Consider the following 23,399-nt stretch of genomic DNA (forward strand, 5'->3'; position numbering starts at 1 on the left):
AATTATTAACATTGAAATATTATTTTCAAACTATTTAACTATTTAAAATGTCTAAAAACATTAAATTAATTCACCCAAGAGATCAAATCACTGAAATTATTAGTCGAATTTATAAAAGAGGAATGACTACTACTTCAGGTGGTAATATATCTATTATTGATGATAAAGGTGATATTTGGGTAACGCCATCAGCTATTGATAAAGGATCTTTAAGAGCATCAGATATTGTTTGTGTAAAAAAAGATGGTAGCATTATTGGAAAGCATAAACCATCATCAGAATTTCCATTTCATAAAGCTATTTATGATGAAAGACCAGATATAAGATCCGTAATTCATGCACATCCACCGGCTTTAGTGTCATTTAGTATTGTGCGTCAAATACCTAATACAAATATTATATCTCAGGCAAAGCATATTTGTGGTCCAATTGGATATGCAAATTATGAACTTCCTGGAAGTGAAATGTTAGGTGAGGTTATTGCTGAAGAATTTAAAAAAGGATATAAAGCAATTATTATGGAAAATCATGGAACCGTATTAGGCGGTAGTGATTTAACAGATGCTTTTGAACGATTTGAGGCACTAGAGTTTTGTGCAAAGACAATTATATACGGTTCTCAAATAGGAACTCCAAATTATTTAACAGATGCTCAGATTGATGCTTTTGAGGCACAAGTACCAGCTAATATTCCTGTGATGGAGGAAACGGAAACGCCTTCAGATGAAGTTGAAAAAAGATTGGAGATTTGTAATATAGTGAATAGATCTTGTGAGCAAGGGTTAATGATTAGTACCTATGGAACTGTTTCTATGAGATGGAAAGACAATGATTTTTTAATTACACCAACTGATGTGAACCGTTGGGATTTAGACATAGATGATATTGTCCAAATTAAAAACGGAAAACGAGAAGCAGGTAAAACACCAAGTAGATCTACTTGGATTCATCAAGAAATATATAAGAATAATCCGGAGGTAAATTCTATTATAATGACTCAATCTCCTTATTTAATGGCTTTTGGGGTTACAGGAACGCATATAAATGTTCGAACTATTCCAGAAAGCTGGATATTTTTACAAGATATACCTGCAGTAAAATATGGAGAGCACTTTAAAGGTGAAGTAAATTCTAATATTGTTGAGAATTGTACCACAGCATTAATTGTTGAAAATGATTCAGTAATCGTTACTGGAGATAAACTATTGCAAACATTTGATTATTTAGAAGTTGCAGAATTTAGCGCAAAATCTATTGTAATGGGAACATCATTAGGTGAAATGGTTCCAATAAATGATGATCAAGTTGAAGATTTAAGAAAGAAATTTTTAACGTAAACGAATAATAAACCAATTACCATGAAAAATTATAAACAATACATTAATGGTGAGTTTGTAAACTCTAAAGCTACATCTGTTATAGAAATTGTAAACCCTTGTACAGAAGAAATTATAAGTACAATTTCATCAGGAACAATTGAAGATGCTAACAATGCCCTAGAAGCCGCTCAAGCTGCTCAACCAAAATGGGAGGCCTTGCCAGCTATTCAAAGGGCTTCATTTTTACATAAAATGGCTACAATTATTAGAGAGAATAGAGTCTTTTTAGCCGAAACATTGTCAAAAGAACAAGCTAAAGTTATTGGTTTAGCGCAAGTTGAAATTGATGTAACTGCTGATTATTTTGATTATAATGCTGGTTGGGCAAGAAGAATTGAAGGAGAAATTATTCAAAGTGATAGAGAACAGGAGCATATTTATTTACACAAAGTTCCAATTGGAGTAGCTGTAGGTATTTGCCCGTGGAACTTCCCATTTTTTGTAATGGCTCGTAAAGTTGCGGCATCATTAATTACCGGAAATACATGTGTTATTAAGCCAAGTTCTGAAGCACCAAATACAATAATGGAATTTGCTGAAATGATACAAAATATAGGCATGGCACCCGGAGTGTTAAATTTTGTATGTGGAGCAGGAAGAACTGTAGGTAATGCTCTTTCAAAAAGCCCTATTACAGGAATTATTAGTTTAACGGGTAGTGTTTCTGCTGGGCAAAAAATTATTGAGGCTGCTGCAGAAAATATTACAAAAGTATCACTTGAATTAGGAGGTAAAGCACCTGCAATTGTGTGTGCAGATGCTAATTTAGAGTTGGCAGTAAACTCAGTGGTTTCATCAAAAGTGATTTTTAGCGGTCAAGTTTGTAACTGTGCAGAAAGAGTATATGTAGAAGATAGCATTTACGACCAATTTGTTGATATGCTTACTAAAAAAATGAGTGAAGTTACTATTGAGGATGCCTTAACTGGAACAAATGCAGATATGAGTAGTTTGGTTTCAAAAGATCAAATAAATAAAATTACGGATATGGTTGAGTTTGCTAAAAAAGAAGGTGCCGAAGTTATTCTGGGAGGAAAACGTCCAGAAAAATTTGATCGTGGTTATTTTTACGAACCTACAATTTTAACTAATTGTAATCAACAAATGGAAATAATACAAGAAGAAGTATTTGGACCTGTATTACCTGTAATGAAATTTGGAACTTTGGAGGAAGCAATTGCACTATCTAACGACTGTCAATACGGATTAACATCCTCTATATTTTCTGAAAATTTTAATAAAATTATGCGTGCCACTAATGGTCTGAATTTTGGAGAAACTTATGTTAACAGAGAGCATTTTGAAGCAATTCAAGGCTTCCACGCAGGTTGGAAAAAATCTGGAGTTGGTGGTGCTGATGGTAAACACGGAATGGAAGAATACTTGCATACGAAAGTAGTGTATGCAAAATACTATTAGTAGTTAAAAAGTATATTGAAAAAGAAAGAAGTTTTAAGTTTAAATCTCAGAAGGTGTTCCTTCTGAGATTTTTTGATTTAATTGGGGTGTTTTAAAAAGATAAAAGGCAAAATTATTACCATATAGTGCAGGATAGAATCCATTAATTTCTGGTTTATTTTTGATTAAATATTCATTTGCACTTATTAAATAGTGTTAAGATGTCAATAATTAAGTGAAATTTTATATGAAAATCAAAACTTCAACTAGGCAAAAATATTTTTTGTTATCCTTTTTTTTAGGTTTATTAACTCTTGGCTTACATTCTCAAATTAAACCTTTTGAATTAAAATGTGAATATCTTACAAACCCAGAAGGTGTTGATATGCAATCACCTCGATTTTTTTGGAAAATAGCAAGTAAGGAGAGTGGTCAATATCAAATAGCATATCAATTGTTAGTAGCAACTTCTAAAGAAAATTTGGTGCAGAATATAGGTGATGCTTTCGATTCAAAAAAAGTAAAGGCTTCAACTACTACACAAATAGAATATAAAGGAATAAAATTACAATCAGCTTCACAGTATTATTGGAAGGTAAAGGTTTGGGGTAAAAATAAGCAAGTTTCAGAATGGAGTGAGACTGCAACATTTTCTACAGGTTTATTTCAGGTTGAAGATTGGAAAGGAGCAGAGTGGATTGCTTGGCGAAATCAAAGGGAATGGACAGAAGAATGGTGGCGAAAAAATGAAGTGGAATCTCAGGCACTACAATTTCAGTTACCTAGTTATTTTGGAGCGAGTATGAGTTTGTGGGAACGTTATCATTTTCATCATGACAGTCCTTATGATCCAGCGCCTTTATTACGTAAAGATTTCAAAGTAACAAAAAAAGTGAAAAGTGCCAAAGCATTTATTAGTGGTATTGGTTATTATGAATTGTATATAAATGGTAAAAAAATTGGCAATCAAGTTTTAGACCCAGGATGGACAGATTACAGAAAAACAATTTTATATACTACGCATGATATTACCAATGTAATTAAAGAAGGTGAAAATCTTGCAGGAGTAATGCTGGGGCGTGGTTTTTACGGACAATTAGCTTATGATCATTGGGGGTTTTATAAAAAAGGCGGTTATGTAGGTCAACCAAAATTAATGTGCCGTATTAAAATTGAATATGAAGACGGAACAACAAAAGATGTAATTAGCGATTTAAGTTGGAAAATAACTGGCGGACCAATTATTTATGATGGACCTCATATGGGAGAAATTTATGACGCTACAAAAGAAATTAAAGATTGGAATTTAGCAGAATTTGATGCTGCTTCTTGGGAAAATGTACAACCAGCACCACACCCTGGTGGCACGTTGATCTCTCAATTATGCCAACCAATACGAGTTACAAAAACATTTCACCCAGTAGCAACTGCAAATAAAGGTAATTACGGACAATGGTTTGATGCAGGGACTAATATGTCGGGTTGGGTAAGAGTACGCTTAAAAAACGCTAAAAGAGGACAGAAAATTAACATCTATTTTGGGGAGCATAAAGATCCAACTTCATCAGGGCAACCAGGGAGGTTGCAGCAAATGGCATACATTGCAAAAGGCGAAGGTGTAGAATATGCTGAGTGTCGTTTTTCATATAAAGGGTTCCGATATTTTCAAATAAAAGGATTGGAAAGAATAAAATTGTCATTGGAAGATGTTGAAGTAAAATATGTGCATTCTGATGTGCCTAGAGTAGGGCATTTTGAATCTTCAAATGAAACTATAAATGCTGTAGATAATATTTGCAGGAAGTCTTTCATATTTAATTTACACAGTATTTTAACTGATTGTCCGAATAGAGAAAAGAATGGATGGTTAGGCGATGTGGTTACGGGTTTAGAATATGGTATGGCTAATTACGATGTGGCAGCAGTTACTACCAAATTTACGCGTGATATTTGGGATACACAAAATACGCTTGGTGCTATGGCGGCAATTGCTCCTGCAAATGATTACCGTACAGGTAAATCAACCTTATGGTCATCGGCAGGGGTGCATGTTCCTTGGTATATGTATTCTTATTATGGAGATACAAGATTGTTTGAGCAATATTGGGATAAAATGATGTTATGGGTAAATTACTCTTGGAAAAATAACAATTTATCGGAAAAGGACGGCATGTTTAAAGAGGCTTATAATGATTGGGTACCGCCTTATGATGCTACTTACAATGAAAGAGGGAAGCCAGGAGGAAATGAAGTAATTGCATCTATGAATTTTTATTTGGTGTTAAAACGGTTGGCACATATAGCTGGCAAGTTAGATAAAAAAGAAGATCAAAAAAGATTAGAGCAACAAGTAAAACGTATTCATGCAGGTATTCAAAAATATGCTTTTGATGAGGATAAGGTTGAGTATGCTGGTTTAAAACCATTTAGTGAATTTTTACCTGTAGTCAATATTTTAGCATTGAATTATGGAATTGTTCCTGATAAATATCATGATCAACTTGAAAAAAAGGTGGTTGATAATATAATTAAAGATAAAAAATATCATTTATGGGGAGGTGTATTTACAGTGCACTCAGCCTATGAATATTTACCTAAAAATGGCTATGCAGAACTAATGCATAAAGTAGTTGTAAATGAAGAATGGCCATCTTTTGGTTGGATGATAAAAGAAGGTGCTACAACCTTACCTGAGGGCTATAAGTTTGAGGCTTCGGATATTCATCATTTTATGGGTGCTGTAGATAATTTCTTTTATCGCTATATGGCAGGAATTAATATAGATACTGAAAACCCAGGATTTCAAAAAATAGTATTGACACCTAATTTTATTGAAGAAATGGATTTTGCAAAGGCAAGTTACAATTCAATTCATGGAGAAATAAAAGCGGGATGGAAAAAAATAGCAACTGGTACTTATGAGTATTCAGGAACTATTCCTGCAAATTGTGAGGCCAAAATAGTGTTGCCAAATAAAATAATGCATATAAAATCTGGAGATTTTATATTTAAAGTGAATTTATAAAAAAGGTTTGATAAAAAAATAATCTAAATATAAGGGTTAGTTAAAAACAGGAATGATAAAAATGATAAAAAAGGTACTTCTTATTTCGTTATTGATAGGCTTTTCAACAAGTGTACATACTCAAATTTTTATGCAAGATTTTTGCGCTTCAAACACCGTTTCAGACTATGTGAGTGCTACTCCTAATGTAGGACAGTTTAACAAAATTTCTTCCAGCAGTGCTAACCTAGCAACTAGTATTAATAATGGCGCATTAAGTTTTAAAAGAACTGGAGCGGCTAGTATGTATGCCTACCGTAATTTTACATTTTCAACAAACCCTACATTTGTTCAATTAAAATTAGATTTTGAAGGAAGTAATTTTCAAACAGGTACGCAAAACCCAGTATTTAGTGTATATATTGGAAACGGGTTTTCAAGTGCGTCTTTTGGAAGCAATTCTACGTATGCGAGTAGATTTGGTATAATTGCTGGAGCCAATGCTAACGAATTTAAAGTTGGTACTGTTGATAATATTGGTGGAGCGCCTAGTTCAGCAGTATTTACAGGAAAACAAACAATTACCTTTGTGGTAAATAATTCAGGTGAAGATAAAAGTTATACAGCTCCTAATGGTAGTATTGAAACCGTTGCAAATGGTACAATGAATTTGTGGGTTGGTGGTTCTAGGGAAATCAATGATTTTTCATTAAAAAACACAGATGCTAAAGGTGATATTTCAGGATTTAAAATTCAAGCAACATCAGCTTCTGGATTGGGAACGTTTGATTTTGATAATATAGAAATGAAGGATTTGGAGAATGAAGTTGTAACTCCTCCAACAATTAATTTACCAGATACACCTGTAGATTATTTAACGTTAAAGCATCCATTTATTTGGGCTTCTTACCCAGAAAGACAACATATAATTGATAACATTCATCAATACGGTTGGGCTAGTTCGCTATACAATCAATTAAAGGCTCGTGTTGATTATAATAAAAATACACATAGTGTAAATCCTGAAGTTATATTAAATACAATTCCTGCAATTCCAGGTGTATTTGATGATAGAGCTAATCATACCGAAATAGTTGGCTCAATGACGGAAGCTGCAATTTTATACTATTTAACAAACGATGCTTCTTATGCACAATATGCTGCGGATATTTTAGGTCATTATATGAAATATTTAGCGGTGCAACCAGTGCAAAAATACCAAGAAGGGACAGATGGTTTAATGTTTGATGATGGATGGTTAGAGTCTAGAACGTTGTTTCCAAGAATAGCTTTAACCTATGATTTTTTATATAATTACATAAATAACAATGCGAATACTGTTTATGATTTAGCAACAAATGCTAGAAAACAATTTGATGACAACGAAGCACAAACTACGGTAACCAATTTAGCGGATATTGTATTTATGAGTATTCGAGCTAAAAAAAGTAACCACTCAGTTTTAGCAGGTAATGGTGCGTTATTTAATCTTTTAATGATTGCTGATGACACTAAAAGAGAACAATATTTTGAGCGTTTTTACAATAATACTTCTGAAAGTTTTGATGCCTATACTTGGTCGCTGAACAATTTTACAGAAAACGGAGTATGGCCAGAAACATTTAGTTATTCAAAAGGATCTCACGAATTAGTGATTCAGTCATTGAATGTAATTGACCGTTACAAGCCAAGTTTAGATATTGTAAATAACAATCTTTCAATTTTAGATGGTTTTATTGGCTATGCCAATTGGTTTTTTCCTTCAAATGAATTAATGCATTTTGGAGATTCAGGAATAGATGGTGATATGAATAAAGGATACCGTTGGATCTTAAAAATAGCATCAAGAAAAAATTTATCAAACTATGAGCAATTAGCCAAGCAAAACTTAAAATTCTATTACGATCAAAGTGGAGGCTATGTACCACAGATAGAAGATGAAAGATTGGAGTTTAATAGTCCGTTACAATTGTTATGGGGAGAAAATATAGCGTCTTCACAAGAAGCTGTTGCTCCTAAAATTGAAGACACCTACAACCTTAAACATGCAGGGATTGTTGTACAAAGAAATTTAAATACACCTGATATTGAAAATGATGGGTTGATGTATTATTCAGGTGGTGCTGCCTATGTACACACACATTCAACAGGGATTGATTTAAATTTGTATGGGAAAGGGCAAGTAACAGGGACAGAGAGTGGAAGTGGACAGTATGGAACAGATGAGCACGAAAATTATAGAGTACGTCATGCTTCACACAACACAGTTATAGCCAATGGATCAGGAAAACGAGGAGGTAGTAATTGGCTTACGAAAGTTGCGACTGTAGATCTTGTAGCAAGTGAACCAAAATCTTTAGGTACTGCAATTGCAAATGATTTTTCTTTTTCAACACAATTTATTGATGATTCTTTTAATGATTGTTTGCAACAACGTACCAATAGCATTATCCGTACAAGTGCTACAACCGGTTATTATTGTGACATTTTAAGATCAAAAGGGAAAACGAAAAACGATTACCATGATTATATATATCATAATATTGGTGATGCCGTATCTTTAAAATTTAATGATAATTCTAATGTTTCATTAAGTGCTTCAACCAAATATTCAGCAGAGATAGCAGATAATGTCACTGGATGGACATTTTTTGAAAATGTAAATTCTTCAAGTGAGACTAATAAAGGTATTAAAGCTTCTTTTGCGTTGAACGAAGTTAACAAATATATGAATGTTGTAATTCCAGGAGGTGTAAATAGAGAATATGCAACTGCACTTTCACCTTATACAAAAGGAGCAATTAAAGGGTACGATGAAAAGAAAACACCTGTTATTACGATGCGTAAATATGGTGAAGCTTGGGATGAACCTTTTATAGCAATTTATGAGCCTTCAAATAGTCAAGAAAGCACTATTAAATCAACTACAACTATTATTGAAAATGATAAGGTTGTTGGTGTAAAGGTTGTTTCAGAAGTAAATGGAGCAAAAATTACAGATTTTATACTTTCAAATGATGAAGACGAAACTATTTTAAATCTTGAAAATTTTAAAATAAACTTTACGGGTAGATTTGGAATTGTACGTTTAAAAGTAAAAGATGGTAAAACAGCTGTTTCTTTATACCTTGGAGAAGGACAAGAGCTTACTTTTGATGGTGAAACGTTGAATGCAGATAGTGAAGGAAAAGGTTTCATTGAATACACACTTGAATATGAATATGGATTTGAATTGAGTTCAAATAACTTTTTAATTGAAACGATTAGCGAAACGTGTGCAGGAAAAAATAATGGCAGTTTTACAATTGAAGCTGTAGAAAAAAGAAATTATATAGCTACTATAAATGGTAGCAATTATAATTTTACAGATATTGTTACAATTGATAATTTAAGCCCGGGAACATATGATTTATGTATTACAATTGAAGGTGAAACTTTTGAGCAATGCTACCAAGTTATTATTGCTGCTGGTTTTAGTTTAAGTGGTAAAATAAAAGTTGATAATAAAACAGCTTCAATTTCTATTTTAGAAGGTACAGCACCATATATCGTATTTAAAAATGGAAAAACTGTTTTAGAAACCTATCAACCAAATTTTTCTATTGAAATTAAACATGGTGACAAATTGCAAGTTATGAGTAAATTAGCTTGTCAAGAAACATTATCAAAACAAATAGACTTATTAGAAGGTTTATATCCCTATCCAAACCCTTCAAATGGTTTGTTTGAAATGTACATACCAACAAACTTAAAAACAATTAGTATTGAAATATATAATGTACAATCTCAATCAATTTCATCGAAATCGTACTTGGTAAATAATGGTAAGGTTCACTTAGATATCAGCAATAAACCAAAGGGAATGTATTTTGTAAAAGTAAATTTAGATAAGCCTTTATTTGTTAAGGTTGTAAAAAATTAATATAAATCTGAATAATAAAACCAATGCGAAATTATCTGCTTTTAATACTTTTAGTAACTATAATTCAATGTAAATCTCCTAATAAAGAAAATGTAATTCAAGAAAACAAATACAATCCTAGTTTTAAGGAGTTAAGTGAGAGTTTTAAATCACCAACTATGGATTACCACCCAGAAACTTGGTTTCACTTTAATGGAAACAATATTACTAAAGAAGGAATCACGCTAGATTTAGAAGCCATAAAATATGCTGGAATTCAAGGAATACACCTTTTCAGTAAAAATGGTCGCCCTTATCCGGGCATTGAACAAATAAAAGTGTTGTCATCCGAATGGGAAGATATGGTGCGCCATGCAGCTGATGAATGTAAACGTTTAGGTTTAAAATTTACTATGCAAAATTGCCCTGGTTGGTCTATGACTGGTGGACCTTGGGTACCTGTTGAAGAAGCACAAAGAGAAATTGTAGAAACAATCTATAGAATTGAAGGAGGTCGTAAAGTTGAAAAACAATTATCGCTCAACCCAGAGTGTCTTACAGAGGATTTTAATTATAAAGAAGTACAAGTTTTAGCTTTTCCAACACCAGAAGGTGACGATTTAGAATTTTTCAATCCTTTATACATTGAAACAAATAATAGTCTAGTTCCTTGGAAAGATATTTTCAATCCAAATTCAAAAATTATAGTTACTCGAAAAACTAGTCGATTAGATAAACCTTTAAAGGAATACAGAAAGCAAGGAATTTCAAAAGTAAAAAGCAAAAACACTTGGGTTAAAACAAGATTTAGCAACCCAGTAACATTGCGTACTATAACCTTTCCACAATCACGTCATATGATTTTGGATACACAGTACCCTAGAGTACGGGTATCTATTAAAGTTGAGGCGTTAGTTGGTAGTAAATTAGTTGAAATAACCACTATAAATTTACCTGATGCAAATTGGAATGATAGAAGAAAACTTTTAACGTTGGCTATTCCTGAAACTACTTCAAGTGAATTTATGTTTACATTTATGGGTAAACATGCAATTGCTCCTGAGTTTATTCGCTTAAGTTCTAAACCAAAGCTTCATAATCATGAAGCAAAAGCAGCAAAAGTACTAAGACGTCTCGAAAAAGATGTAGTATATAATTATGCTGAAAATACAATTATAAAATCAAGTAATATTATCAATCTTACCGATAAAATGACTTCTGACGGCAAACTAACCTGGGAAGCTCCAGAAGGTAATTGGACAGTAGTTCGTTTTGGTCATATAAACATGCGCCTTACTAATAAGCCAGCAATGCCTGAATCTACAGGGTGGGAATCAAGTAAATTGGATAAAGTAGCTATTGAAAACCATTTGCGAAACGGAATGATAGGACAAATGATTAAAGATGGAGGTCCTATAGGAGATGGTAAATTACAAGGTTTGTTAATAGATAGCTGGGAAAGTCACGTGCCAACTTGGACCATTAATTCTGAAGATATGTTTACGGAATTTGAAAGTAGAAGAGGTTACAGTATGAAAAACTATTTGCCTGCTACAATGGGTTATATTGTTGAAAGTCCGGAAGAAACTACCAAGTTTTTACGCGATTTACGCCAAACTATGGATGATGTTTATATTGAAAATTTCTTTAAGCATTTTGCAACAGTAGCTCATGAAATGGGAGCAGATGTTTATACAGAAGGTGCCGGAGGAGAAGTACTACCAATTGATCCAATGCGCTATTATGGGGTTAGTGATATTCCAATGACAGAGTTTTGGTATCCAAAAGCACCATCTAATCAAAATACATATGCCAAACCAATCTACAATGCAGCATCTGCTACACATTTGTATAACAAACCGAAGTTGGCAGCAGAAGCTTGTACACAATTAGGTGTGAAATGGAATGAGCATCCTTTTGATGTTAAATATCTAATTGATTATAATTTTACAAAAGGAGTAAATCATTTAGTGTTTCATACGTTTTCTCATACACCGCAAAAAGAAGTGTACCCAGGTTCAAGTTTTGGAGGAAGTATTGGGTTTCCATTTGTAAGACAGCAAACTTGGTGGAAACATATGCCTGATTGGATAGACTATTTAACGCGTAACCAGTTTATGTTACAGCAAGGAGAATATGTTGCAGATGTACTTTGGTATTATGGTGATCAGTTTGAACGTCCACCTTTTGATTTAGATTATTTTCCTAAAGGGTACCGTTTTGATTATTTAAATGCGGAAATATTACAAGAAAAATTATCCATAAAAAATGGAAAAATTAATGTGAAAGATGCAGGTAATTATCGAATCATTTTATTGCGAGATTCAAAAGAGATGGTACTTTCTACAGCTGAAAAAATAAAAGAATTAGTGCTGAAAGGTGCAGTAATTTTGGGCGATAAACCAATGGATTCTCCAAGTTTAATGGATGATGAAAATGATTTAAATAAACTTAAATCTATTTCTGATGAATTATGGGGAACTTCAAAAAGTGGTGTAAAACAAGTTGGAAAAGGAAAAGTATATTGGGGGCAAACAATTGATGAAGTATTGAAAGCTGAAAGCATAGAACCAGATGTTATTGTGCCAGATAAATTACCAATAACTTGGATTCACAGAAAAACAAGCGATGCTGATATTTATTTTGTGAGTTCAACTAGTGATACATTTTTAGATGTTTCATTAAGTTTTAGAGTTGAAAATGCGTATCCTCAATTGTGGGATGCTTTTACAGGAAAACAACAAAACGCACTAGTTTGGTCTAAGGAAAATGATAGAGTGAATGTTGCATTAGCTTTTGATCCAAGTGGAAGTGCAATTGTAGTTTTACCAAAGGGAGACAAAGAACCTTATTCTAGATCAGTAAATTTAGATGGAGAAACAATATTAAATAGTCAATTAGGTTGGTTTAAAATTTATCATTTTAATAGCGAAAAAACGACACTTTCTTTTGAAGATAAGACGTTGGAGGCATCTCAGTCTGGAGTTTATACATTTGCAAAAAGAGATGGAACTACCCAAGAGCAAAAGATTGAAGTAAAAGAAACTTCGCTTCAAAACAATTGGAAAGCTTCTTTTGAAAAAGGTTGGGATACACCTGAATCAGTTCCTATTCAGCAGCTAAAATCACTAAGCGATTTTGAAAATGAAGCTATAAAACATTATTCAGGAACTGTAACCTATACCAAAAGTATTGCTATTGAAAATGATGTGGAAAATGCAAGTCTTGATTTAGGAAAAGTAGCAAATATTGCAGAAGTATGGTGTAATGGTGAAAAAATTGGAATACGTTGGGCTCCACCATATACCTTTGATATAGGTCAAAATCTTTTAAAAGGTGAAAATAAACTAGAAATAAAAGTAACGAATACATGGAGAAATCAATTGATTTTTGACCATACACGCCCAAAAAATCAAAAAAAAACTTGGACTACAAGTGGACCTAAAAAAGAAGAAAAGGAATTAGAAAATTCAGGATTGATAGGGCCAGTAGTTTTAAAAACCATTTTATAATAGCATAAAAAATGAAAAGACGCAATTTTATACAACTATCAACTTTAACAGGGATTGGGTTAACATTACCATTAACAGGGCTCTTAAATACTTGTGGAAATCATCCAGAACATTCCCTAGAATTCAAAAATTTAACGTCGAACCTTTTGAAAGATTGGTGTGACGGAATGATAAATGTACAAATTAATAATCCAGCTAATTTAGAAGAGCATGGAGCATTGGATTGTCCATCTTGTTCACATATTCATGGGCGTTGTATGGACGCGGTTTATCCGTTTTTATATATGGCCGATAAAACTGGTGATAAGAAATATACAGAAGCTGCTATTTTAGTAATGAATTGGGCAGAAAACAATGTGTCACAAGAAAATGGAGCTTGGACTGTTATTCCAAATCCGAAATCTTGGAAAGGAATTACTGTTTTTGGAGCCATTGCTTTGGCAGAAGCTTTGCATTATCACGGGCATGTGTTGGATGAAGAAACTCGTACAGCTTGGACAATACGATTAGAAAAAGCAGGACAATATATTTACGATACATTTACAATAGACTTTACCAATATTAATTATCCAGGGACCGCTATCTATGGGTTAAATTTAATAGGGAATGTTGTAAATAATGATGCATTTATTGCAAAAAGTAAAACATTGGCAGAAGGCGTGAAAGTCTATTTCACAGAAAACGAAGGTTTGTTATTCGGAGAGTGTAAAAAGAGCTCATCTAAACTTAGTAAAAAAGGTTTGCATGGCGTTGATTTAGGTTACAATGTTGAAGAAACGTTGAACAGTTTAGTGATGTACTCCTTAAAGGAAAAAGACGAAGAGTTATTACAACTTGTAACAAAATCGTTAAATAGTCATTTAGAATTTATGTTGCCAGATGGAGCTTGGGACAATAGTTGGGGAACACGTCAATACAAATGGAGTTATTGGGGAAGTAGAACTTGTGACGGTAGCCAACCAGCATTTGGAATGATGGCGCATATAAATCCTGCATTTGGAACAGCAGCTGTAAAAAACACAGAATTATTGCAGCGTTGTACAGCAGACGGATTGTTGTATGGAGGACCAGGTTTTATTGCTCATGGTATTCCAGCCTGTGTACACCATACTTTTGCACATGCTAAACCATTGGCCGCTATGTTAGACCATTGGGAGCATTTGCCAGAAATTAATAAAAATACAGCATTGCCTAGAACTGTAGCCGATGGTGTTAAATATTTTAGGGATTTAGATGTTTCACTGTTTGCACGTGGGGATTGGAGAGGAACTGTAAGTGCTTATGATGCAGAGTATCATTATAAAGAAGATTTTAGACAAGCTACTGGTGGTGCTTTAGGTGTTTTGTATAACAATAAAGTAGGTTTGTTATGCGCTGCGAGTATGGCAGTTTATCAATTGGTAGAAAAGAACAATCAACAACCACAACCCGGAGAAGATATTGCTTTAACTCCAAGAATTGAAACCTATAAAAATGATGAGTGGTATACTAATTTATTCGATTTAACTTCAACGATTAATTCAAAAGATGCTAATGGTAAAATAGAATTAGTGTCAAATGTGAACCTTAAAAATGAAGCGCGTGAAATTGTTCTAGAAACAGCTTCAGCATTTTACATTAGTTATAAATGTACTGTTGAAGAAATGCAAATTTGTGTAATAACAGATCAACCAATTATTGAAAAAACAGCATTTGTATTGCCAATTGTTTCACCAAAAGGAGAAGTTGTAACGTTAGTTAGTGAAAATGAAATTACTATTCAGAAACCTAAAGGTCTTGTAACTGTAACAGCCAATGTACCATTAAAAATAAAAGAAATTTCAGGAACTAGAACTTTTAATATGGTGCCTGGAGCTGAAGCAATACCTATTGAAGCTTTTTTTAATGATAGTCAAGAAGTAATTATAAAAATAAGAGTTAGTTAGGTAAATAGTTTAAAAATAACTCTAATCAAACTATAAGCTATTATAGGGTATGTTAAAAACAAGATTATTTTTTTAAATTCTTATATTAATAACAATAAGTCTAAGTCAAAGTAAATCAAATATACTTTTACGGTAAACCTTTGATTCAGCTATTAGGAATATAGATGATTTTTTTATAGGTGGGGCAAAAATTATAGGAGAAAAAAATAATAAAGCTGCTTTTTTTGGTGGTGTTGATGACATTATTGCTATAAAAGCACCTTACCTTAATAGTGATAATGACTTTTCTATAAGTATTTGGGTAGCTCCTTCAAGATATAAAATAGCTTTATCTTGGGTGTCAAAATAGAATAATGGTAAATCCAAATCAATATTTAGGTTTGGATTTGGCTGCCAGCAAATAAAAAATTGGGTTTCACGTTTTATGACAATTTTTGGCAAGATGAGAATGTTGAAAGCCCGCTACCACTTTATCAATGGACTCACATGGTCATGCTTCCGCGCGATATGCTAAAGTTTGGAATTCTATATAAAGACAAAGGAATGTTTTCGGGTAAAAGAGTTTTAAGTGAAGAATGGGTAAGAAAAGCGACCCGTAAAGAAGTTACAGATTTTAAATACAATTATTATTGGTGGAGGTTTAATTTAAAAATTGAGGGACAAAATATATATAGTTATAGAGCTAGTGGTTTTGTAGGTCAAAATATTGTTATTGTACCTAAGCTTGATTTAGTGGTGGTTACAATTAACAGTCCATCAGGAGGTGGAATATTACCTAATACAATAATAGAAAAATTTATAACTCCTGCATTTTTAAATTAAAATGAATAAACTTAGTTTTTATATCAAAAAAGGATATTTTTATAGTGCTTGTTTTTTTGGTTAAGAATGAAAAACTATAGTTCATAGGCTATTTTCACTAAGTTTTCTATATTGCTTTGGAGTCATTCCTGTTTTTTGTTTAAACAGTCTATTAAAATAATAATTTGATTCAAAACCAAGTTCGTAGGCGATTTCTTTTTGAGATTTATTGGTGTTTAGTAGTAGTTCTTTAGATTTTTCAATCTTAAGTAAGAGATAGTATTGTAAAGGAGGTACGCCTGTTTGCTTTTTGAAATCAAATCTGAATTTTGAATAACTGACTCCTAATTCTGATGCAATCTTTATCAAATCAACTGATGAATTAATGTTTTCGTACATGTGATGTTTAGCGCGCGAAACCATTGAGTTTAGGTTTTCAATATTATACCCAGCATTTTTTAGATTATAAAGTTCAGCCATAAGTTGCAAACAGATACCCGAAGCCAAACGTTGAAACCCAAAAGATTCTTCATCGAATAATTTGAAGAGAGTATTAAAATAACTTATAATATCGATGTTATTGCATTTTGGAATTATTGGTGATGTAGGATTAAAAAAGCCATTTGTCAGAAATTGTATTGCAAATTCTCCTGAAAATCCTACCCATTGCTCTGTCCATCCTTTTTTTTTAAGTGGTTTATAGCGGTGCCATACATTTGGAAATAGTAGAAAAGCATCACCTTGCGAAATTTTTATTTCTCCTGTTTCTTTGCTTTCAAAAAGGCCCTCACCACTAGTAATTAAAACTATTTGAAATTCATCTAATACACGCCCTTTCTCCCAAGTAAAGACATAGTTATCTAAATGGTCTTTAGAAGGGTAATCTTTATTCTTTTCAATAGTATTTCTTCCTAGGTTATTTACATAGAATCCCCATTTTTTGTCTTGTTCAAAGACCATAAGATATTTTTGATACTTATTTCTCATGTCATTTTGTGTAACTAATATGTCAAATTGTGAATTGATTTAAGGAATTTTATAATCGAATTTTATGACTGTTTTAAATTTGTGTTTTTTATGTAAAACACTTAATAATAAGTATTTTGTTGCTGATAAAAATAATAAAATAAAAACAGGATAGGACAGAATAGTTTAATAAAATAATCAAATTAAATTTATAAAAATAATGTATCATTTTAGTAATAATATTTAAAATATGATAAACGTCTTTAGAATATTTAAAACCTTATCTATAGTTTTTATAGTGGTAATTTTAAGTTGCGATTCTAAATCTGAAGTAGAACTAATAGATTTGAAATGCGAATACCGTACAAATCCATTAGGAATAGATAATACTACTCCAAGATTTAGTTGGAAATTGATTGCCAAAAACCAAATACGAGGGCAAAAACAAACCGCTTTTCAAATTTTAGTAGCGAGTAGCTTAGAAAATTTAAATGATGATAATGGTGATGCTTGGGATTCTGGGAAAGTAGTAACCGATAAGTCTGTAAACAACAAATATCAAGGTAAAGCTTTAGAATCTTCAAAACAGTATTTCTGGAAAGTAAAAGTTTGGGATAAAGATGGTAAAGCTTCCAATTGGAGTGATTATGGAAAATATTCAATGGGATTACTAAAACAATCTGATTGGAAAGGTGATTGGATTCTTAAAAGTGATCAGAGAAAGACAGATCATAACTGGTACAGAAAAAACTTTACACTTTCTGATGAAGCATTTTCAGCATTTGTACATGTCGGTTCTTTTGGGTATCACGAGTTGTATGTGAATGGTGAAAAAGTAACGGAGAATGTGATGAATCCGGTGTCTTCTTATATGAAAAAAAGAATCCCTTATTTAACCTATGATATTACCGATAAATTAAAAGAAGGCGATAATGTCATTGCTATTTGGCACGCCGCAGGTTGGGCAAGATGGAAACGTATTAGAGAATACAGAAACGTGCCGTTTGTATTTAAAGCACAAGCCGAAATTATAGCTGGAGGAGAGCACATCACCTTAAAAACAGATTCCACTTGGAAAACCAAAAAAAGTCATTCTGAATATTATGGAGATTGGGACATCTTGCGTTTTGGTGGTGAAACAATTGATGATAGCAAACGAGAAGATGATTGGAATACTGCAAGATATGATGATAGTAATTGGATGAATGCGAGTGTTTACAATCACGAAGTTTTAAATGCTGAAATTCCCGAAGGAAACAACATTAGTTTTGCTTTAAATAGTAATAAAAATAGAAAAACACGTGCATTGTATAGTCCTATTAAAGCTGAACTAAGTGCTCAAATGGTAGAGCCTCAAGTGAAATTTAAGGAGATAAATGCCATTGCTATTGATAAAATGGATAATGGTACTTATCGTATTGATATGGGTGAAAACTACACAGGTTTTTTTGAAATGGATTTGTATAAAGGTGTTGAAGGTGATTCTATTTTGTTTGAAATTAGTGATCAAACTGGTGAAACTTCTACTTGGAAACAAAAAAGTAAATATATTTTTGGGAAATCTGGAAAAGGAAAATTTGCGAACCGATTTAATGTTGCAGGTGGGAGATGGATTACCGTTTATGGTTTAAAATATGAACCCAAAATAGCCGATGTAAAAGGATATGTGGTGACTAATAACCGTAAGCAAATTAGTAAATTTGAATCGTCTAATGAGCAACTCAATCAAATTTATCAAGTCAATTTAAATACCTACTTAGCCAATACTATGGATGGTATTTTGGTAGATTGTCCGCACCGAGAACGGCGTGGTTGGGGAGAAGTTACCGTAGCAGCTATGTATGGTGATGCCCTACCAAATTTTGAAAGTGGTGCCTATATGGACCAGTATCTTCAATATACGAGAGACGCACAATTTCCTGATGGAAGAACTCGTGCTGTATTGAATGAAGAAGATCGTCCGTTTTTAATGTGGAAAGCAAACAACCCATTAACAGTATGGGAAACTTACCGAATGTTAGGTGATAAAAAAGTGCTGGAAGACAATTACGAGTCAATGCAAAAATGGATGACTTGGATTTTTGAAAATTCAAATTATGAAATAGGAGGAGCTATAAAGGCTGGAACACAAGGCTTGAGAGAATTCCCAGGATTAGGAGATTGGTGTACACCACGTGGTAATTTTTGGACAAGTAGTAATTCTCCGGAAGCGGTTCATTTTAACAACTGTTTGTATGCGTTTATGTTAGATAATGCTATGCAAATAGCAGAAGCTTTAGGTAAAACAGAAGATGTAATAACCTATAAAGATCGATTAAAAGTACAACGAGAAGCAACCCATAAATTGTCTTACAATCCAGAAACGGGTAAATACGTAAATGGCTATCAAGTAGATCAAGCATTTGCATTAGTATCTGGAGTTACACCAGCATCAGAAAAAGAAAAAGTTGAAGCAAATTTAGCAGATAATGTATTGTATAAATTTCCGTATTACGATACGGGGAGTTCTGGGCAAGCTTTGTATACACGTTATTTTACAGAATCTGGTGAGCGTATGGATTTGGTTTACGAGTTGTTACAAGATAAACATCACCCAAGCTATGGATACTTTTTAGAGCAAGGTAAAACAGTATGGCCAGAACGTTGGTCCGCTATTGGTAATAGTCAAATACATACCTGCTACACAGGAATTGGAGGGTATTTTATCAAAGGTTTTGGAGGAATCCGTCCAAATCCAGAACAATTAGGGATGCAATATATAATTATTAAACCTGTACCTGTGGGTAATTTAACTTTTGCAAATACCGAATATGAATCTATGTACGGAAATGTTATTGTTAACTGGGAAAAAGAAGCAAAAGGTGCAACATTTCATATTAAAGTGCCCGTAAACACAACTGCAAAAGTGTATCTGCCAGCAACAAATAAAAATGGTATTCAAGAAAATGGGGTTTTAGCTGAAAATGCTGAGAACATTCAATTTATAGGAACAGAAAAAAATAAAGCTGTAGGAAATTATGTTATTTATAATGTGTCATCTGGTATTTACGATTTTAAAGTTAATGAATTGCCTGTGACTCAATTTCCAAAACCATTAGACAACTTTGAGAATTTAGCAAAATTAGGAAGAATGAATGCTTCCTCTATGTTTATTCAAAATGAAAAATTACCAGTTTTTGAAGCCTTTAGGGTAAATGACGGCAACGAAGAAACACGTTGGTTAGCTACAGAAACTAAAAATCAGTATTTGGAAGTAGAATGGGTAAAACCGCAAACGTTTAATCAAGTTATTGTTGATGAATATGAGAATAATATCACATCATATAAATTGCAATACTGGGATAATGGAACTTGGAATGATTTTGCAAAAGGAACAACTTGTGGTGCAAATAAGATGCATCAATTTGATGCTGTTCAATCTTCAAAATTTAGAGTTTTTATTTTGGATGCAAAACAAGCACCTTCAATAAAAGAATTTAAAATTTTTAATAATTAGTAATGAAAAACAAAGAAGAAATAAACAGGAGAATTAGAAAATGAGGCGTTTTATTATCCCTCTTTATCCTTTTAACAATTTCAGTTGATAAAATTATTTATATTTTAAACATCCTTAAATGATGATGTAAATGATTTTTATCAATTAAAAAATACGTTTTTAAATAAAATAAACATGTACATACTTACTCGTAATAAATTAGCAACCGTTGTATTGGCAATACTATTTTTGGTTTCGTGTTCTTCAATTCATAATAATAATAATAATAATAATAATAATAATAATAATAATAATGCACCCCAGGATTTGGCTGTGAGTGAGCAATTTAAAAATCCAATAGGGTTTTACGATGCTACTCCTTCTTTTTCTTGGAAACTACCACAAAATAAAAATATCAAAAAGCAAACAGCTTATTCCATTATAGTGGCTTCTAAACCTGAACTATTGCCAAATAATGCCGATTTATGGGAAAGTGGAAAAGTGGAAAGTGATCAAACTTTATTTGTAAAATACAAGGGAAAAAAACTGTTCTCGAGACAAAAAGTGTATTGGCAGCTAAAGTTTTGGGATCAAGATAAAAATGCTTCTGTTTGGAGTGAGGTAGCCAATTTTGAGTTAGGGTTGCTTAATAACTCCGATTGGCAAGCCAAATGGATTAGTTTGCCAAAAGTTGATAAAGAGAAGTCACCCAAAACGAACAAAACAACGTATAAAGTTCAATACTTGCGAAAGGATTTTACGATAGGTTCTAAAATAGAATCTGCTAGATTGTACATTACGGCTAAGGGACTTTTTGAAGCTGAAATAAATGGTGAAAAAGTTGGCGATGACGTAATGGCTCCAGGCTGGACTCCATACAATAAGCGCATTGAAACTTTAACATACGATGTAGCAGACCTTTTGAAAGAAGGAGCTAATGCCATTGGGATTGCTTTGGCAGAGGGCTGGTATGCTGGCCGACTCATGCTTAGAGGTTACCCAAAGGTTTTGCCCAAAGTAATGTGTCAGCTTGAGGTGAAATATTTAAATGGAGATGTTCAGACTTTTATTACTGATGAAAGTTGGACAGCCACCCAAGATGGGCCAATTGTTTCTGCTGGAATTTATGATGGTGAACAATATGATGCGCGAAAAGAACAAAAAGTTTGGTCATTAAAATCATTTGATGATACAAGATGGCAAAAGGTTTTCGCTGAAAATATAGACACAAATGTAAGATTGACACCTAAGAGACACAATACAGTTAAATCTGTTGAGGAATTAGCGCCGGTTAGTATTACTGAAATTGATAAAGGTGTCGTAATTTTTGATATGGGGCAAAATATGGTGGGAGTACCTCGCATTATGGTACCAATGCATAAAGATGGAACCTTAAAAATACGTTTTGCTGAAATGCTTCAACAAGATGGGCGTATCTATACTGAAAATTACAGAGGAGCAGTTTCAACCGATTATTATACAGCTAAAGAAGATGGACAAATTGCGTATCAACCAACATTTACGTTTCATGGTTTTAGATATGTGGAGTTGAGTGGTTTTGATACAACTGCTATTCCAGATAAATCTTGGGTGACAGGTATTGTTCAACATTCGGATTATGGTTTGAATGTGGAGTTTAGCTCGTCACACGAAAAACTCAATCAACTACAAAGTAATATTATTTGGGGGCTAAGAGGTAATACACTCGATATACCAACAGATTGTCCTCAACGCGATGAAAGAGCAGGCTGGACAGGCGATGCTCAAGTAATTGCACCCACCTCGTTTTTTTTAGGGGATGTTCATTCTTTTTGGACGAGTTGGTTGGAAAGTGTACGGGACGATCAAGATGAAGATGGTGCAGTTCCTGTAATGGTTCCTTCTTTAGGAGGTAAACTTAGAGCTGGTGCTGGTTGGAGTGATGTGATAACTATTGTTCCTTGGGAAACCTATCTGCGTACTGGTGATGTAGGTGTTTTAGAGGAAAACTATTCAAGTATGAAAAAATGGGTAGGATTTTATCAGTCAAATGCCAATAATCACATTGTCAACATGTTTACTCATGGTGATTGGTTGCAACCCTATTCAACGCATGAAAGGGATCAGCGGTTTGGTGTAACCTCAAATAAGTTAATTGTAACTGCCTATTATGCACGATCTGTTTACTTAACTTCTCTAGCAGCAAGCGTGTTGGGATTTGAATCTGAAGCCAAAGAATATGAGCTTTTATTTGATGCTATTTGTGATGTGTTTCAAGAACGTTTTTTTGATCCTCAAGGGAGAGTTATTGAAGGGCCTGAAACTCAAACAGCTTATTTATTGCCCTTAGCATTTGATTTGTTAGATCAGGAATTAGCGCAAAAAGCGATACCTCATTTATTGGAACAAATAAAATTAACGGATAATCATTTACGTACAGGTTTTTTAGGTACACCTTTATTGCCTCTAGTACTTGATAAAATTGGTGAGACCGACTTGATGTATGAAATCTTGTTTAAAGAAACCTATCCATCCTGGTTCTATTCCATTAATCAAGGAGCAACTACCATGTGGGAACGTTGGGATAGTTATACTATTAAAGATGGTTTTAATAAAGGGGGTATGAATTCTTTTAATCACTATGCATACGGTGCTATTGGGTGTTGGATGTACGAACGTATTGCAGGTGTTAAACCCATTATGGTAGGCTACAAAGAAATAGAAATTGCTCCTATTCCAGGTGGTCCCTTAACGTCTGCAGCAGCAACCTATAATTCACCTTATGGTAAAATAAGTTCAAGTTGGAAATTAGTAGACAAACAATTTCATTTAGATGTAACAGTACCTCCAAACACTACAGCTCAAGTTTTGGTGCCAGGGAATACTCAGGAAGGTGTCAAAGTAAATGGAGAAGAATATGTAGAGAGTTCTGATATAAAACTCATGAGCAAAACGAAAGAAGCTTTTGTTTTTAAGGTAAACCCTGGGGCATTTTCATTTAAAACTAATTATTAAACATAAATTATTTATTACTATAATATAGATTACAATTATGAAAA

General features: G+C 33.1%; 10 protein-coding genes. 9 read left to right on the forward strand and 1 reads right to left on the reverse strand.

Annotated features, from left to right (window positions below):
• The first annotated feature begins 47 nt into the window (after positions 1 to 47).
• The 7 genes from MKD41_RS01160 to MKD41_RS01190 all read left to right on the forward strand — a co-directional run bounded on the left by MKD41_RS01160 (position 48) and on the right by MKD41_RS01190 (position 15,941).
• Complete coding sequence (locus MKD41_RS01160) at positions 48 to 1,337, forward strand: class II aldolase/adducin family protein (protein WP_240243618.1); 1,290 nt, start codon at positions 48 to 50, stop codon at positions 1,335 to 1,337.
• 21 nt (positions 1,338 to 1,358) lie between these two features.
• Positions 1,359 to 2,798: an aldehyde dehydrogenase gene (gene aldA / locus MKD41_RS01165; protein ID WP_240243619.1), complete on the forward strand. Its 1,440-nt coding sequence runs from the start codon at positions 1,359 to 1,361 to the stop codon at positions 2,796 to 2,798.
• A gap of 226 nt (positions 2,799 to 3,024) precedes the next feature.
• Complete coding sequence (locus MKD41_RS01170) at positions 3,025 to 5,802, forward strand: family 78 glycoside hydrolase catalytic domain (RefSeq protein WP_240243620.1); 2,778 nt, start codon at positions 3,025 to 3,027, stop codon at positions 5,800 to 5,802.
• A 61-nt stretch (positions 5,803 to 5,863) separates the two neighbouring features.
• Positions 5,864 to 9,703: a T9SS type A sorting domain-containing protein gene (locus tag MKD41_RS01175; protein ID WP_240243621.1), complete on the forward strand. Its 3,840-nt coding sequence runs from the start codon at positions 5,864 to 5,866 to the stop codon at positions 9,701 to 9,703.
• Between the two features lie 23 nt (positions 9,704 to 9,726).
• Positions 9,727 to 13,194, forward strand: coding sequence for a glycosyl hydrolase (locus MKD41_RS01180; protein WP_240243622.1), 3,468 nt, complete (start codon positions 9,727 to 9,729; stop codon positions 13,192 to 13,194).
• A gap of 11 nt (positions 13,195 to 13,205) precedes the next feature.
• A complete protein-coding gene (locus MKD41_RS01185) occupies positions 13,206 to 15,119 on the forward strand; it encodes a hypothetical protein (RefSeq protein ID WP_240243623.1) in 1,914 nt (637 codons plus the stop codon).
• A gap of 408 nt (positions 15,120 to 15,527) precedes the next feature.
• Positions 15,528 to 15,941, forward strand: coding sequence for a hypothetical protein (locus MKD41_RS01190; protein ID WP_240243624.1), 414 nt, complete (start codon positions 15,528 to 15,530; stop codon positions 15,939 to 15,941).
• Positions 15,942 to 16,022: 81 nt separating this feature from the next.
• Here the strand turns inward: MKD41_RS01190 and MKD41_RS01195 are convergent, their stop codons facing one another.
• Entirely contained in the window at positions 16,023 to 16,880 is an 858-nt protein-coding gene (locus MKD41_RS01195; RefSeq protein ID WP_240243625.1) for an AraC family transcriptional regulator, read from the reverse strand.
• Between the two features lie 256 nt (positions 16,881 to 17,136).
• Between MKD41_RS01195 and MKD41_RS01200 the strand changes: the two genes are divergently transcribed.
• Both MKD41_RS01200 and MKD41_RS01205 read left to right on the forward strand, forming a co-directional pair.
• Entirely contained in the window at positions 17,137 to 20,382 is a 3,246-nt protein-coding gene (locus tag MKD41_RS01200) for a family 78 glycoside hydrolase catalytic domain (protein WP_240243626.1), read from the forward strand.
• Positions 20,383 to 20,556: 174 nt separating this feature from the next.
• Complete coding sequence (locus MKD41_RS01205; RefSeq protein ID WP_240243627.1) at positions 20,557 to 23,355, forward strand: glycoside hydrolase family 78 protein; 2,799 nt, start codon at positions 20,557 to 20,559, stop codon at positions 23,353 to 23,355.
• The last annotated feature ends 44 nt before the right edge of the window (positions 23,356 to 23,399 follow it).

The organism is Lutibacter sp. A64, assembly GCF_022429565.1.
GTDB lineage: Bacteria > Bacteroidota > Bacteroidia > Flavobacteriales > Flavobacteriaceae > Lutibacter.